This is a genomic window from Micromonospora sp. LOL_015 (assembly GCF_048060275.1).
Classification (GTDB): Bacteria; Actinomycetota; Actinomycetes; order Mycobacteriales; family Micromonosporaceae; genus Micromonospora_E.
Genome location: NZ_JBHMIO010000072.1, coordinates 1 through 14,180, shown reverse-complemented (window position 1 = coordinate 14,180; position 14,180 = coordinate 1). Strand labels below are relative to the sequence as shown.

The window sequence follows — 14,180 nt, the reverse complement described above, 5'->3', positions numbered from 1 at the left end:
TGGCCGAACACCTAGAATCGGTTCAAGTAGCCGGTGTTGCAACGACTCCTTGAACCTAAGCAGTATCGAGCGATCCGCTACACCCAGCGGCTCGCCGAGGCCGGCGCCGTCACCTCCGTCGGATCCAAAGGGGACTCGTACGACAACGCCATGGCCGAGGCGTTCAACTCCCTCTACAAGGCTGAACTCGTCCGCAACACCGGTCCGTGGCGCGGCCTCGACGACCTGGAGATGGCCACCGTCGAGTACATCGACTGGTACAACAACCGGCGGCTCCACGGCGAACTCGGACACGTCCCGCCCGCCGAGTACGAAGCGCTACACGCGATGACCCACCCGGTCACCGCAACCCTGAAAACCAGCTAACCAACTCTCCATCAAACCCGGGGCTTGACACTTTCGGTAGTCGGTAGGCGTCGACGCGGGGACCGTAGCGTGTGAACCAGTCGACGGGTGCGTTGTCACGCAGCCAGTCCGGGGCGGTCGCGGCGATGGCCTCAAGCGCCGCGCGTAGCGTCTCGCCGACCAGTTCCAGGCGTTCCAGATTACGGATCGCACCGAGGACATGGGTTGAATCGGTTCGCGTTCGTCCGCCCGCCGCCAGCAGATCCGCCGCTCTGAGCCGATCGAGCACCGCCTCGAACACCAGCGCCTCGGCGGATCCGGACTCGACCAGGCGGCCACGGAACTCCGACAGGACCGAGGCGTCGAACCCCTGGTCGGTCAGATCCAGTCCCAGAAGGTACTTCCAGTCGAGCCGGCCACGGACCGCGTCGGCCGCCTGGGCGTCGGAGAGTCCTTCGGTGAACTGCAGGACGCTGACGATCGCCAGCGTCGCCGGCGAGGCGGCTGGCCGTCCACGTGCGGGGAACAGGCTCGCGAACGCTTCGTCACTGAACAGCGGGCCGAGCACGTCACGTAGCCGCATGCAGAACGTCGTCTTCGGGAACGCCGCCCTGGCCACCCGCACGGTCTGCGCGGGGATCCCATCATCCGCACGTGGGCACAACGACATCGCCACCACTCCCGACCATCAGCTCCGTCACCACCAGACAACAGCCTGAGCAGCCACGCCCGACCCGCCTGGCAGCGACACACAGCGAATTTGCCAGCGGAGTCCGAGCAGGCAGCGCTCAAGTGCGTGTACCTGGCGGTGATGTCCCTGGACCCCACCGGCACCGGACGCAAACGCTGGGCCATCCGCTGGAAGGCGGCCCTGAACGCCTTCGAGATCGCCTTCGACGGCCGACTCCGTACCGGACGCAAGTAGCTATTTCACCTCAGTTACACCGAAAACTTGACAGAGCACCCCTCGACGTGGCGACGGTCAAGGTTGGTGACGTTGCGTGAGGGTTCGCTGGGCACTGTCGATCCCTCGACGCGCGGATCTGCCGATGAGCGGAAGCCGCGTTTCTAGGTATGGTCGCTATGTGGGTCGACGCGTACGAGAGGCTGATGCCGGCTTGTCGCGGAGCGAGGGATCCGAGAGTAGTTGACACGAGTGGTGATCGTGGGCGCCGGGATCGTCGGCGCTGCCGTGGCGTTCGAGGTGGCGCGGGCTGGAGCCGAGGTCGTTCTGCTGGACAAATCGGTTCCAGCTTGTGGAGTGACCGCAGACTCTTTCGCTTGGATCGGTGGTCCACGCGGGGCGGACGTGCCGGACGGCAGCACTTCCCTACGGTGCCACGTCGTGCCGGACTACCGGTGCCTGGAGCAGGACGTGCCGGGCGTGCGGGTGCGTTGGCATGGCGCTTTGATATGGGGTGCGGACCAGCTCGATGATGTCCGCACGGGACCGGCGGAGCGTCTCCTCGACGCTGCGGAGGTCGAATGGGTGGAGCCGCGCCTGCGGGTACCGCCGACGCGCGCCCTGCACCTCGGGAGCGACGGAGCGGTCGATCCGGTTGCCGTGACACAGGCGCTGGTGCGTGCGGCTCAGAACCATGGCGCACAGTTGATAGCCAACTCCGCCGTCACCGCGTTGACTATGCGCGACGGCCGGGTCGTGGGAGTGCGGGCATCCGCCGGCAACCTGCCCGCCGACATCGTCGTGGTGACCGCCGGTGTCGACGCCCCCTTGTTGTGTGGGCCGCTGGGGTTCGATCTGCCCGTCGCGCCGTCGCCAGCGCTGCTGATACGCCTTAGCGGGCCACCTGGCCTGGTTCGCACGCTGGTCGCCACCCCGGATCTGGAGGTTCGTGAAGCCACCGACGGTCACCTGCTGATTGCCGCTAGCTATCAGGGGGAGACCAGTCACGAGGACTTGCAGAGAGCAGGCGAGAGGGTGCTGCGCCGCCTCGTCGCCACGTTCGACGCCGAGGACGTCCACCTGGTCAGTGTGCGCCTTGGGACCCGGCCCATGCCGGCCGACGCGCTACCGATCGTCGGTCCCGTTCCGGGCGTGGGCGGCGTCTACGTCGCCGTGATGCATTCCGGCGTCACTCTGGCCCCAACCGTCGCGCGGCTCGTCGCCGCAGAAATCGTGGACGGAGTCGAGGCTGAGCAACTGGCCGGCGTACGGCCGGCCCGGTTCCGGCCGGACGTCGAACACTGACCGAAGCTCCGAACCCGGTATTCAACAGGCCAGGTACACCGTCGGGACGGCGAGGCCGCCATCCGGATCTGCCGCGAGCCGGTGCACCTACCCAACTCTCTTGGTAACCCAGCGTGAACAGCGGATGGAGGCCACTGCGTCCGCAGCCGCCGGCGGATCCGAATCGGCAGACATCCCGGCGTGTGTACGTCTGGCGTACCTGGCTCTGCACTGGAGCCCGTACACCGACACCCGCCGTCACCCGTCAGCCGCGACAGCCCCAGACCCGGGCAGCAGACGGGCGGATGCAGCAGCCGCGGCCAGGCGGAGTAGGGTTGGCCCTTGACGGGCCGTTAGCTCAATCGGCAGAGCTGAGGACTTTTAATCCTTAGGTTCTGGGTTCGAGTCCCAGGCGGCCCACCACATGACCTGGGAAAATAGCCATCATTCGATGACTAAACCACCTTCTGTCGGGCCAGATTTGCCGGATATGACCCGCTATGCGGGGAGCACCCAGCGAACACCCAAGACGCCCACGACCGCGTCGGCGACCACGGCTGCCGGCCCGGACCGCAGGGTGTGGCACGCAGAATGGGGAAGGCCTGGCCGGGTGACCGTGCTCGCCGCCGATCGCAACCCGGCCATTCCGGGCGGCACCATGTAGAAAGTTCGTCAACTACCGGCTGCGGTTGGTCGTGTTCGGCGAACATCACGGGCCGCACCGCCGGCGCGCGCCTTGTCCGCTGGTCCGACCCTTCAGCAGCTCCAGGTATCGGTCGTAGTCGGGGGTCTTGTTCGCGCGTAGAGACGCCAGCCGCTGGGTGCGGAGCCGGTTGGCGACCTGCGCGTCGACGATCGGCGCGGCGTTTGGGTCAGCGATGCCATCGACGGCCGTGGTCAAGGACAGCCACGGGGTGAAAGAACGCCCATCCAGGTGCGCGACGGGTCGGCCGTCGGTGTGCGGCCTGGGCCTGACCGCCCACAACGCCCGTGTGCCGGGCGGGGCTGGTGGACCCGAACGGTTGTGAGCCCGAGGTGCTCGACGCGGCCTGTCATATGCTGCGGTCGGGCGGCGCGGCACCATCTCCATGTCGATCTCCCGCAAGAGTCGATCGCGCCGCCCCAGCTCCTGCCCGGCATCACCCTGGTCGTTGGTGCTCTGTCTGCCAGGTGAGGCAGGTGGGTCGGCGGCCTGTGGCGGTGTATTCGGCGACGGCGCGGCCGGTGGCGGCGACACTGACCCGGGCCAGGATGGCGGGCACGGTGACCAGGCCGGAATCGGGCGATTCGACAACCGTGATCGGGCCGACGGGTTCGCGCTCGATGCCCCGTGTGCCGTCCGGAAGCCAGCACACCGCGGCCCGGTTGACGTGCGTGTCGACGTCGATCCGCAGCTGGGGCTGCCCGTTCACGGGGCCGATCCAGATGGTCTGGCCGGTTCCACCGTGGGCCATGATCGACTCAGCCTGATCGGCGAACGATTCTGCGGCGCGGCCGGGGTCGGGCAACGGCTCGCGGTGGCCGTGGTAGTCCATCATCACCGCGGTCAAAGGTCCTCCTTCCCCTATGCCGGTCGGTCGGGCCGTGTGGCCGGCGGCGGGGCCGTGCCGGCGCGGAGGTTGTGGCCGGCGAGCTGGTGGGCCGCGATCGCGGTGGCGGCGGGTCGGGTTGATGCCGCCGGCATCGGGTTGACGGCGTACCGGTCGCCGTTGCCGTGCGGGCGGCCGCGGTCGGGTCAGTCGACGAACGACCGCTCAGGATGCCCGACACCGATGACGTGACTGCGACCTTGTAGCCGTGGTGCGGCTCGGTCGTCGGCCCTGCAGCCCTGGGAGGCGACGGTGGTGGTTTCCGGTCCTTCATCTCGTGGGTCTGGTCGGGTTGAGTTGTCTGGTTAGCGGCCGAGGCGTCTGGCTGTCTGGTCGGTCAGCGTGTCGGTGAGGTCGTGCAGGAGCGTGAGCGCGGTGTCCGTCTCCGCGGTGGGTGTCAGCGCCTGCACGTACGCCATCACGACCAGGTTCTCGTCGCGGACGAGGTGAGTGATGTCGATCTGGGTGGCTCCGAGGCCGCCGCCGGTGGTGCTGCTCGCGTCCAGGTCTTCGACGGTTTCGAACGAGAGTCCGCTGTCCTCCCACCAGCCGGTGAGGTCGGCGGTGGTGGTGCCGGGTGTGGTGTCCTTCCACAGGTCGACGTAGCGGGCGGCGTCCTGGTTGTACGCCTCGACCGCGCTTGGCACGTCGTCGTAGACCCGGATGTGTATTCCGCCGACGGGTTCGAAGCCGCCGAGTTTGGTGGTGAAACGCCCGTTGGTGGCGTGGGCGACGTAGATGCAGTTCGCAAACCAGTGGGTCCGTACCACGCTGTAGGTCGTGTGGTGGTCTAGGGCGGGAGCGAGGGTGAGCCCGAATCGCCGGAACAGGTCCTCCGACCGCATCAGGCTGCACAGGTTTTGGGGCATCTGGTCGTACGGCGGTGTCGGGTCGGGCCGCGGGTCCTCGGTGTCGGTCCCGCACCCGCCGGCGACGCTCACGAGTACGGCGGCTAGACACGCGGCGAGGATGCCCCGTCCGCTGGCGGTGGGGTTCATCGCCGCTCCGGGCGAGCAGGGGTGTTCAGGGTGAGGGAGCAGGTGATCAGTCGGTGGTCCGATGGCGGCGGCTGGCCGGGGTCGGGTAGGTGGACGCGGTAGGTGTCGGGCAGGACGTGGGGTGTCATGGCGTCGTTGGCCAGGAGCCAGTCGATGAGCAGACCGCCGCCGGGGTCGATGCCGGGGTTGACGGTCGGCGTGATCGGCTGGGTGGGATCGGCCCGCCATGCCATTTCGGCGACGGCGTGCAGGCCGGAGCCGTTGGTGCGCTGCCGGGTGGTGGCGTCCCATTCGCCAATGAGGTGGTCGACCGCGCGGGTGTCCGGCCCCCACGTGCCGTCAGGCCGGAGCGTGCCTTTGTGGGTGCGCTGGTGGGGTGTGGCGGCCATCCAGTCCCGCTGCGGTAGGTGGCCGCCGGACGCGGTGCCGTTGAGGTCGCCTCCGCCGATGACCGGTAGCGGTTCGGTGTCGCCGTAGCGGCTGACGCGGCGGGCTTCCTCGAGCCGGGCGTCACCGGAGCGCGGTTCGAAGTGGTGCACGAAGGCCAGGAACTCCCGCCGCTGGTCGCGTACGGGTCCGCTGCCGCGGAGGGCGAACCGGGCCACGTTGCGTTGGTCGTCGAACACCCCGGGGTCGTCGGGGTTCCACCAGCGGCGCAGCACCAGCAGGTCCGGGTTGTAGAAGATGGCGGGTGGCATCGGTCCGCGTCGCATCGAGCCCAGCTCGGCGACGTACGGGACACCGAGTTGGTCCGACAGGGCCTCGGCGGCGGCGTACTTCGCCGCGCCGGCGTTGTCGCGGTAGCGGCTCGCCTCGCAGAATTTTCCGACCTGGTCGCGGGGTGTACGCGACGTCCGTACGGGCGTTGTCGTTTGACCTCGCGTGCGTTCTAACCGACTGGTCCGGGACGTCGGTTCCCATCGTTGGTCGGAGGACGAGTGAGTGGTACGCCGGTTGTTGGTGACCTTCGGGTGCAGGAAGTCCGTCGGCGCGATGGCCGCCGGTCGTACACAATTGTGTGGCCCGACGGCATCGTGTATCGGCAGGCCGATCGGTTCCTCGCCGAGTTCGACGGTTCTGGTACGCAGCGGACGTACGCGTACCTGCTGGTCGATCACCTGCGGTGGCTGGACAGGGAGGGACTGTCGCCGGAAGCGGCGTCCCTGAACGATCTGAAGCGGTACATGGCCGCAATCGGCGCGAAGTTCGCCGGCCCGTTCGGCGAGCCATGGCGGGACCGGCCGTTGGGGCAGAGCACGCTGGGCACGGCGGCGTCGTGTGTGAAGGGGTTCTACCTGCACCAGGCCGGGTTGGGGATCAACGAGCGGCTCGGCGGGCAGTTGAACCTGACCCGGCTGCCGTCGCGGGCCGACCGCGAGTGGGCGCTGCTGGGTCACCTCAGGCAGGCGATGCCGGCCAACCCGCTGGCGCCGCATCGGGTGCGTCGCCGGCACCCGAAGATGCTGCCCGACGGCGCCAAGGTCCGTCTGCTCGCCGCGGCGCGCACGGCGAGAGATCGGATGGTGGTGACCTGGCTGGCCGATGCCGGGTACCGCATCGGCGAGTTGTGTGGACTGCATCTTTCGGACCTCCATCTGCGCGAAGGCGCGCCGTGCGGCGAGTGCCGAACACCGCACTCGCACATCTGTCATCGGGAGAACAACCCGAACCGGGCCGCGGCCAAGACGAAGTGGCCGTGGTCGCTGGAGGACGGCACGGTGCGGGGCGGGCTGATCAAGCGGGTCAGCCCGGCGATGATCCACACCTACTTCGAGTACGTGACCACCGAGTACCCGGCCGGCGCGCAGCACGGGATGCTGTTGGTGCAACTGACTGGACCGGCCGCTGGCCAACCGTGGGCTGCGGTCGCCGCACGGCGGATGCTGCGCCGGGCCGGGCACCGTGCGGGGCTCGGCACGGTGCTGCCCCACGCCTTCCGGCACTCGTTCGCCACGGCGGTCCTGGACGCCGCTGGCGGAAATCTGATGATCGCCCGGGATGCTGGTGGCTGGGCCTCCACGGCGGTGGTCGACGAGATCTACGCGCATGTCGACATCACCGACCCGGCGTTCAGCGCCGCCCTGCGCAGGGTGTGGGGTGACCCGGGATGACCGCCGCCATTGCGCCGACGCTGCGGGTCCTCACCCCGCCGCACGGCGGCCGGGACACTCGGGTGGGCCGGGACCGCCTGGAGCTGCTGGCCGCCCTGATCGGCGGGCCACGCTTCGATCCGCTGCTGCGCCCGGACCTGATCGTGCTGCCCCGCGAGCACCCGGTGTTCGGCTGGGGCTGCCGGGTCGCCGGCTGCTTGCGCGCCCGCCAGGACAACAAGGACCTGTGCAACGGCCATACGGAGCTGCTCGCCGAGGCACGCGCAGGAGGGCTTGACCGTGCGGCGTTCCTGCGCGGCGCGCAGCCGTTGGACGAGAGCGAGAACGTCGAACCACCACCGTGCCGGATCTGCCAGGTCCGGCCATCGCGCAACATCAGGCTGCGGCTGTGCGGACGCCACGGCGACGCCTGGGCGACGCTGCAACATCGGCAGCCCGTGCGCGACTTCGAGTCCTGGCTGGCCGGCCAGCAACCCGCGCCCGGGTTCGGCGAATGCCAGGTGCGGGTGTGCACCTCGCTCGCGGCGTCGTCGCTGGAACTGTGCTCTGGCCACGAGAACCGGTACCGCCGCGCAGGCTGCCCGGGCCGCCAGCGAGGCAAAGGCCGAGCCGTGCGATTCGACGACGAGGCCGCGTTCCGGTCGTGGTGCGCACGCGTCGATGCGGTCTGGCGGCCAGGCCGGCTCAACCTGGTCGGGCTGTCCCCGCTGCTGGCGGCCGAGGTCAAGTACGGCATGTTCGTACACGGGCAGCAGCCGCACCACTCGATGTGGCCGCTGCGCTGGTTGCAGGGCTTCGCCAACCGCTGCCGCGCCCACGATGTGGATTCGGTGATGGCGGTGGAGCCGGCGGGATGCCCCAACACCGACCGGATGATCGTCACCGAGATCCGCAACCAGGTTCGGCTGGTCTACTACAGCCCGGCCGACACCAGGGACGCCGGCTTCATCGAGTTCGACCATTTCGGCGCCCGGCTGCCCGCCCGGGGTAGCTTCTGGGACCTCACGATGGTGTCCCAGCGGTGGCTGCGCGATGCGCTGTGGGACTACTTCGCCGGCCTGATGCGCCGGCCGAAGCCGCCGCGTAGCGATACCTCGTACGACGGGGCACGCCGCGCCTGCGCAGAGCTGAGCGCCTACCTCGAACTCGAAGCACCCGAAGGCGGCCACGACCCGACCCGGCTGCGGGCCGAGCACATGCACGCCTTCGTCGCCGACCAGCGGCACCGGGCCCGCAACGGCCTGCCCTCGTTGGGGATCCGCCGCCGCGACGGCACAGCCGCCCCGGCCAGCGACATCAGCCGCAGCATCGGCGCCAACTACATCCGCAAGATCCTGCGTCAATCCCTGGACAGCGGGGAGGTCGCGCGGATCGGGCTGGCCCGCGAGTTCGTCGTGGCCGCACCCGCTGGTGGCGTGGAACCCAACCGCACCCGGCGCCCGTTCCCCGACGACGTCGCCAGGGCGCTGGCCGACGAGGCCAGCCTGGCCGTGCTGGCCGAGGTCCACGACCGACACGACGGCGGTATCCGGTTAATCTGGGAAGCCCTCGTCTACACCGGTCGTCGGCCCAGCGAGGTCATCCGGCTCTCGCTGGACTGCGTCGCCCGCTACAGCGGGCTGCCGATGCTGTGGCACGACCAGACCAAGGTCGGCAACTACGACGAGGCCATCCGCATCCCCGAAGTCCTCTACGACAAGCTTCGTGAACGGCAACGCATCACGATCGAGCGGTTCGAGTACCGCCACGGCCGGCCACCCACCGACGCCGAACGCGCCCGGATGGCGCTGTTCCCGTCCCCGCAGCGCAACCCGTACCTGACCCGCCCGGCCACCTACACCTGGTTCCACAGGCACTTCCGAGCCTGGGTCGACGGGCTGGAACTCGGCGCGTGGGTGCCGCACCAGGCCCGGCACACCCTGGCCACCAGACTGTTGGCCAACGGCGCCGCGCTGCACCACATCCGCCGCTACCTCGGCCACGTCTCCACCCGGATGACCGAGCACTACGCCAAGATCGCCCTGTCGGAGATCGACGACGTCCTCGGCCGCGTGTGGGTCGCCGGCCCCGGCGCGCCCAACCCCGGCGAGCTGCTCACCAACGGCGCGGCCGGGTTGAGCCGGGAGCGGGCCGAAGCCCTCGCGATCGACCTGTCCCGCCGCAGCACCCCCACTGAGGGCGGCTTCTGCACCTTCCAACCCGTCGTCGACGGCGGCGCCTGCCCATGGAAACTGAACTGCGAGGGCTGCGCCAAGTTCGTCATGTCCGGCGCCGACCTGCTCTACTGGCGCCGCAAACGTGAGCAGTGGATGGCCATCGCGGAACGCGCCCCCGACGACGCCACCGCCGATTACCTGCACCAGGTGTTCGCACCCACCGCCCGCGCCATCGACGGCCTGGAAAAAGCCCTCGCCGGCCTCGGCCTGCTCGACGACGCGCTCGCCTTGGACCTGCGCCGCCCCCAGGACTACTTCCATCGCATCTGGAGCACCGCGTTCCGCGTCGCTCAGCTCGCCGATGCTCATGACGAACACCCCGCGAAGGAGGCCGAACTGTGAGCACCGAAGCGGCGGTCGCCGCCCGTCGCGCCCACGTCCAGCGCCTCCTGGACACCGTCCGCACCGCGGTGCGCCGCATGCAGCGCGACGGCAGCCGTATCACGGTGCGCGGCGTCGCGCATCTCGCCGGAGTCTCCCGCACCTTCCTCTACCAGAACCCCGACGCGCGGCGTCTGCTCGCCGAGGCCACCGCCACCAACCGCGACCAACGACGCGTCAGCCGGCAGGTCGAGTACACCAGCGGCCAGCAGGAAGCGTCCTGGCGTGAACGCGCGCTCAACGCCGAAGACCAGCTCCACCGCAGCCATAGCGAGATCCGCGCCCTGCGCGCCCGCATCGGCGAGCTGATGGGCCAGCTCGACGACCTCACCCAGGCCCACACCGTCGACAGCGTCCAAGCGGTCAGCTCCGCCAACACCCAGCTCAAACAGCAGATCCGGCAACTGTCGGCGGCCAACCGGCAACTCGACGACAAGCTGACCGCAGCCCGCACCAACAACCGGTTCCTGGACAAGCACGTCGCCGACCTCGAAGCGCAACTCGCCGAACACTCGCGGCGATGACATCGACTGCCCGCCCCTGGCCCGGCTGAATCACGATGACCGCCAGCGTCCAACGGGGGCACAATGACCGCCATGCAAGGCGGCGAAGGAATCCGAGTGCCGGACGGGGCAGAGATTGTCGGGCAAGTCGGCGGTATGCCTCGGCTGTGGGTCAGCCTGCCGGCCGACGAGGACGGCTTCATCGGCATGCGGTGTCCGAAGTGTGGCGAAGACTTCCGTCTCCACAACGACGACTACGAGGGCCTGCCCGAGAGCATCTGGTGTGTGTACTGCGGCCTGAGCAGCCACAAGGGTTGGTTCGAGACCGTCCAACAGCATGATCGTTTCCTAGTGGCTGTCCGGGACTTCGGGGCGCAGGTGGCGCTGCGCATGACGAACGGCCTGTCGCCTGACGGCGAAATCCTGTTCGGTGGACGTCCGTACCGTCCGCAGCCGCTTCCTCCCATCGACGAGGAACGCCTGGTCCGCGTGCGGAACTGCGGTAGCTGCCGCCTCCGCTACGCCGTGTTCGGCCAACATCGATACTGTCCGGCATGCGGCCAGTTGCCCGCCCACATCGTCGCGGCTGACGCGCTCGACGCCGCGACCGATCGCCTCGACGATCTGACCCGACGGACAGGGGCCGAAGCGAAGGCGCTGCGCGAGCAAGGGGTGTTCGACCAGACTCGGACGGACATCCTGATCGCTCTGGTCAGTCTGGTGGAAACGCTGGCCAAGGCTATCGACGGCAGGCCGGTTCCAAGGCGTGACCGCAACGTCTTCCAGCGTCTCGAACCCATGGCGGACCGGTTCGTCGACGCCGGGTTTGCTGACCTGCGACAACGCGTCAACGAAGCAATATGGCAGCGGCTGAAGGTCACCTGGCAGCAGCGCCATCTGCTCGTCCACAACGACGGCGTGGTTGACTCCTCGTACCTGGAGAACGACCCGACGGGAAGCGCGAAGCTCGGACAGCGACTCAGGATCAGCGACCGAGAGTGCCGTCAGGCAATCGAGGACACACGACACCTGTGCGCGGCCATCGCAGCCCTCAAGACGCCATGACGTCGCAATCCGGCAGCACGCCGACGCCCCAGCACCGGCACTCAACCCACCCGATCCGCTGACACCGGAGCGCCATTGCCCGATATGTCGTGGCGAACATGTACGCCGGGCGTAATCCCAGGTCAGAGGATCGAGGTGCCGCCGCCGGTCGGAAAAGCAGAACAGGATCAGGGCGGGCGCTGCGGTGACGTCGGCGAACGCTTGTTGGAGCGGGGTGAAGTCGTAGCGGCCGTCCGGCGTCCGGCCGCCGTTGTGGTAGTTGAACAGGGCGATGTCGATCACTGCTCGCTCCTTTCGTGCGTGCTGGCCGGGTCGGCCGGTCTGCTTGCTCTGGTGGTGGTCGTCGGCCCGGACACGGACCTGGCTGTCGCGCGTTCGGGCGAGCCGGGCGGTCAGGTCGCTACGGCGCGTCTGGAACGGCCGGGGAGTGTGGGCGGGCTGGGTTGTGCTGGTTCGGGTCGTCGTGGCTGGTCGGGGGCTCCGGGGTCCGGCCCGGTGTCGGGTCGGACCCCGGAGGTGTTCCTCCTTGGATGGCCCTGGCATGCCGTGCGCTGCCCTGCGGAGCCGAGCGGTCGGCTTGGCTCGGCGCGCCGCGACGCGGGTGTGCCATGGGTTCCCCCTCTACGCCCCGGGTTCGGGGTGTGGGGAGCTGATGGGCGGCGGTGTGCCGCGCCTGCCGGTGTCGAGTTCGGTGACCTGCGGGTCGACCCGGGAGACGACGGAAGGCTGCTGGTAGGGGGCGGTGCCGTCGCGGCGATCCCACACGCCGGGGGTATGCCGGGGTTGGTGGGGTTCGGTCTGGGCGTCAGCGGTGCGGGGGATTTGCTGCAGGGCGGCCATCGCGGTGTCGAGCCGGTTCTGGCGGACGTCGAGTTGGCGCATCATCGCGGTCTGGTGGGCGAGTCCGGTGGCGGTGGCCTGGACCAGCCGGGCGGTGGTCACGTCGAGCCTGGTGAGGTCGATGGTGTCGACCTTGGTGTGGGCGTCGGTGACCTCGGCGACGGCGCGGGCCTGGTGGCGGTGCGCGAGGTCGAGGACCTGGTCGGGGCGGGCGTGCTGGTAGCCCCGCCCGCGCGCGACGGTGAACACCGTGCGGTGCCGGGTGAGCAGGACCTCCGCGGCTTTGCGGGCGGCGGCGTGGATGGCCTGCCGGCCACCGGTGTGGTCGGCGGGGTCGAGGTCGAGCAGTTGTCCCATCTCGTCGTAGCTGAGGATGTCTCCGGGCTGGAGCCGCGACATGGCGGTGGCGAGGATCTGCCATCGGAGGGCTGGGCCGGCCGGTTGGCCGGGTCGGCGAGCGGGTCGGCGGTCATCGTCCGGGGGTGGGGTTGGGCGGGTGGCGTCCATGTCAGTCCGTGCCGTCGAGGGTGCCGACGAAACGGCCGTAGGTGGGACGTCCGTCGCCGAGTCCGATCAACGCGCCGGCGGTGTGGGCGGCGTTACGCAGATCGGACAGGTTGATGACGGCGGGGTCGTAGACGCCGCGGGCCTGTAACCGCCAGTGGGACTGTAAAAACAACGGTGTAACTCCGATCAAGGGAGTAGCACCTGATGACGATCACGACCGACGCGGTGGACACTGCCGCTGTGCCCGGTGATGAGAAGGCCAAGCGGCCACGTACGAAGGCGACGCCAGGGGGTGTCGACCCTGCTTTGGTGTCACAGTTGGTGACACAGGCCCGTGAGCAGGGGCTGCAGCTGTCCGGCGAGGGTGGGCTGCTGCAGCAGTTGACGAAGATCGTGCTGGAGTCGGCCCTCGATGGTGAGATCACCGACCACCTTGGCTACGACAAGCACGACCAGGCGGGCGCGAACTCCGGCAACTCCCGTAACGGCAGCCGGTCCAAGACTGTGCTCACTGATATCGGGCCGGTGCAGATCGACGTGCCGCGGGATCGGGCGGGCTCGTTCGAACCGGCCATCGTCCGCAAGCGTCAGCGCCGGTTGTCCGGGGTGGAGGACCTGGTGCTGTCGCTGTCGGCGAAGGGCCTGACCACCGGCGAGATCTCCGCCCATCTGGCCGAGGTCTACGGCGCCGAGGTGTCCCGCCAGACGATCTCCACCATCACCGACAAGGTGATGGACGGGATGACCGAGTGGCAGAACCGGCCCCTCGATCCGGTCTACCCGGTGGTGTTCCTCGACGCCATCAACGTCAAGATCCGCGATGGGAAGGTCGCCAACCGGCCGATCTACGTCGCCCTCGCGGTCACCGCCGAGGGCACCCGCGACATCCTCGGCCTGTGGGCCGGTGACGGCGGGGAAGGCGCCAAGTTCTGGCTGCAGATCTGCACGGAGCTCAAGAACCGCGGCGTCGACGACGTGCTCATGGCCGTCTGCGACGGGCTGACCGGGCTACCGGACGCCATCGGGCAGGTCTGGCCCCGCACCGTGGTGCAGACCTGCGTGGTGCACCTGCTGCGCAACTCCTTCCGCTACGCGGCCCGCCAGCACTGGGACGCCATCGCCAAGGCCCTCAAACCGGTCTACACCGCACCGACCGAGGCCGCCGCCACCGAACGGTTCCTGGAGTTCGCCGAGACCTGGGGCGGCCGGTATCCGGCGATCGTGAAGCTGTGGGAGAACGCCTGGGCCGAGTTCGTGCCGTTCCTGGCCTTCGACGCCGAGATCCGCCGGATCATCTGCTCCACCAACGCCATCGAAAGCGTCAACGCCCGCATCCGCCGCGCGGTCCGCGCCCGCGGCCACTTCCCCAACGAGCAGACTCCGCTGGCGAATTGTGCTGGTTACCTGGTCGCGAGTGCAGCGAGGTGGGAGACGCGG

Annotated in this window: 13 protein-coding genes, 1 tRNA gene and 2 pseudogenes; 9 read left to right on the top strand and 7 right to left on the bottom strand. The window is 69.1% G+C overall.

What is annotated here, in order from left to right:
- Positions 1-60: 60 nt before the first annotated feature.
- Positions 61-366, top strand: a pseudogene (locus ACFHWU_RS27410) (integrase core domain-containing protein); the annotation flags it as partial.
- Here ACFHWU_RS27410 and ACFHWU_RS27405 read toward each other — a convergent pair.
- Positions 341-1,015: a transposase gene (locus ACFHWU_RS27405; protein WP_416592065.1), complete on the bottom strand. Its 675-nt coding sequence runs from the start codon at positions 1,013-1,015 to the stop codon at positions 341-343. The pseudogene ACFHWU_RS27410 and the gene ACFHWU_RS27405 overlap by 26 nt on opposite strands.
- A 102-nt stretch (positions 1,016-1,117) precedes the next feature.
- Here ACFHWU_RS27405 and ACFHWU_RS27400 point away from each other — a divergent pair.
- The 3 genes and pseudogenes from ACFHWU_RS27400 to ACFHWU_RS27390 form a co-directional block, all read left to right on the top strand.
- Positions 1,118-1,270, top strand: a pseudogene (locus tag ACFHWU_RS27400) (IS256 family transposase); the annotation flags it as partial.
- A gap of 231 nt (positions 1,271-1,501) precedes the next feature.
- Entirely contained in the window at positions 1,502-2,554 is a 1,053-nt protein-coding gene (locus ACFHWU_RS27395; protein WP_416592063.1) for an NAD(P)/FAD-dependent oxidoreductase, read from the top strand.
- A 326-nt stretch (positions 2,555-2,880) separates the two neighbouring features.
- Positions 2,881-2,956: transfer RNA gene (locus tag ACFHWU_RS27390), tRNA-Lys, on the top strand.
- Between the two features lie 286 nt (positions 2,957-3,242).
- Here the strand turns inward: ACFHWU_RS27390 and ACFHWU_RS27385 are convergent.
- The 4 genes from ACFHWU_RS27385 to ACFHWU_RS27370 form a co-directional block, all read right to left on the bottom strand.
- The gene (locus ACFHWU_RS27385; RefSeq protein WP_416592062.1) at positions 3,243-3,434 is read right to left on the bottom strand and encodes a hypothetical protein; all 192 of its coding nucleotides are present in this window, start codon (positions 3,432-3,434) and stop codon (positions 3,243-3,245) included.
- Positions 3,435-3,672: 238 nt separating this feature from the next.
- Positions 3,673-4,074 carry an Imm1 family immunity protein gene (locus tag ACFHWU_RS27380; protein ID WP_416592064.1) on the bottom strand — a complete coding sequence of 134 codons (402 nt, stop codon included), beginning with the start codon at positions 4,072-4,074 and terminating at the stop codon, positions 3,673-3,675.
- A 353-nt stretch (positions 4,075-4,427) separates the two neighbouring features.
- Complete coding sequence (locus ACFHWU_RS27375; protein WP_416592061.1) at positions 4,428-5,120, bottom strand: hypothetical protein; 693 nt, start codon at positions 5,118-5,120, stop codon at positions 4,428-4,430.
- A complete protein-coding gene (locus ACFHWU_RS27370) occupies positions 5,117-5,833 on the bottom strand; it encodes a hypothetical protein (RefSeq protein ID WP_416592060.1) in 717 nt (238 codons plus the stop codon). Before ACFHWU_RS27370 ends, ACFHWU_RS27375 begins: the two co-directional genes overlap by 4 nt.
- Before the next feature lie 321 nt (positions 5,834-6,154).
- On the opposite strand from ACFHWU_RS27370, the gene ACFHWU_RS27365 reads away from it, so the two are divergent.
- From ACFHWU_RS27365 to ACFHWU_RS27350, 4 genes are all read left to right on the top strand, one after another.
- Positions 6,155-7,231 carry a tyrosine-type recombinase/integrase gene (locus tag ACFHWU_RS27365; protein WP_416592059.1) on the top strand — a complete coding sequence of 359 codons (1,077 nt, stop codon included), beginning with the start codon at positions 6,155-6,157 and terminating at the stop codon, positions 7,229-7,231.
- Entirely contained in the window at positions 7,228-9,789 is a 2,562-nt protein-coding gene (locus ACFHWU_RS27360; protein ID WP_416592058.1) for a tyrosine-type recombinase/integrase, read from the top strand. Before ACFHWU_RS27365 ends, ACFHWU_RS27360 begins: the two co-directional genes overlap by 4 nt.
- Entirely contained in the window at positions 9,786-10,352 is a 567-nt protein-coding gene (locus ACFHWU_RS27355) for a DUF6262 family protein (protein WP_123606966.1), read from the top strand. Before ACFHWU_RS27360 ends, ACFHWU_RS27355 begins: the two co-directional genes overlap by 4 nt.
- Before the next feature lie 63 nt (positions 10,353-10,415).
- A complete protein-coding gene (locus tag ACFHWU_RS27350; protein WP_148083818.1) occupies positions 10,416-11,396 on the top strand; it encodes a hypothetical protein in 981 nt (326 codons plus the stop codon).
- A gap of 621 nt (positions 11,397-12,017) precedes the next feature.
- Here ACFHWU_RS27350 and ACFHWU_RS27345 read toward each other — a convergent pair.
- Positions 12,018-12,635: a hypothetical protein gene (locus ACFHWU_RS27345; protein ID WP_416592057.1), complete on the bottom strand. Its 618-nt coding sequence runs from the start codon at positions 12,633-12,635 to the stop codon at positions 12,018-12,020.
- 109 nt (positions 12,636-12,744) lie between these two features.
- Entirely contained in the window at positions 12,745-12,915 is a 171-nt protein-coding gene (locus tag ACFHWU_RS27340) for a hypothetical protein (protein ID WP_416592056.1), read from the bottom strand.
- Between the two features lie 32 nt (positions 12,916-12,947).
- On the opposite strand from ACFHWU_RS27340, the gene ACFHWU_RS27335 reads away from it, so the two are divergent.
- Positions 12,948-14,180 (top strand): IS256 family transposase (locus tag ACFHWU_RS27335; RefSeq protein ID WP_416592055.1); only part of this gene is annotated, 1,233 nt, incomplete at its 3' end.

Coding starts and splice junctions, on each gene's coding strand:
- ACFHWU_RS27370 (WP_416592060.1), bottom strand. CDS start 5,833: ATGCGACGCGGACCGATGCCACCCGCCATCTTCTACAACCCGGACCTG.
- ACFHWU_RS27405 (WP_416592065.1), bottom strand. CDS start 1,015: ATGTCGTTGTGCCCACGTGCGGATGATGGGATCCCCGCGCAGACCGTG.
- ACFHWU_RS27345 (WP_416592057.1), bottom strand. CDS start 12,635: ATGTCGCGGCTCCAGCCCGGAGACATCCTCAGCTACGACGAGATGGGA.
- ACFHWU_RS27350 (WP_148083818.1), top strand. CDS start 10,416: ATGACCGCCATGCAAGGCGGCGAAGGAATCCGAGTGCCGGACGGGGCA.
- ACFHWU_RS27360 (WP_416592058.1), top strand. CDS start 7,228: ATGACCGCCGCCATTGCGCCGACGCTGCGGGTCCTCACCCCGCCGCAC.
- ACFHWU_RS27375 (WP_416592061.1), bottom strand. CDS start 5,120: ATGAACCCCACCGCCAGCGGACGGGGCATCCTCGCCGCGTGTCTAGCC.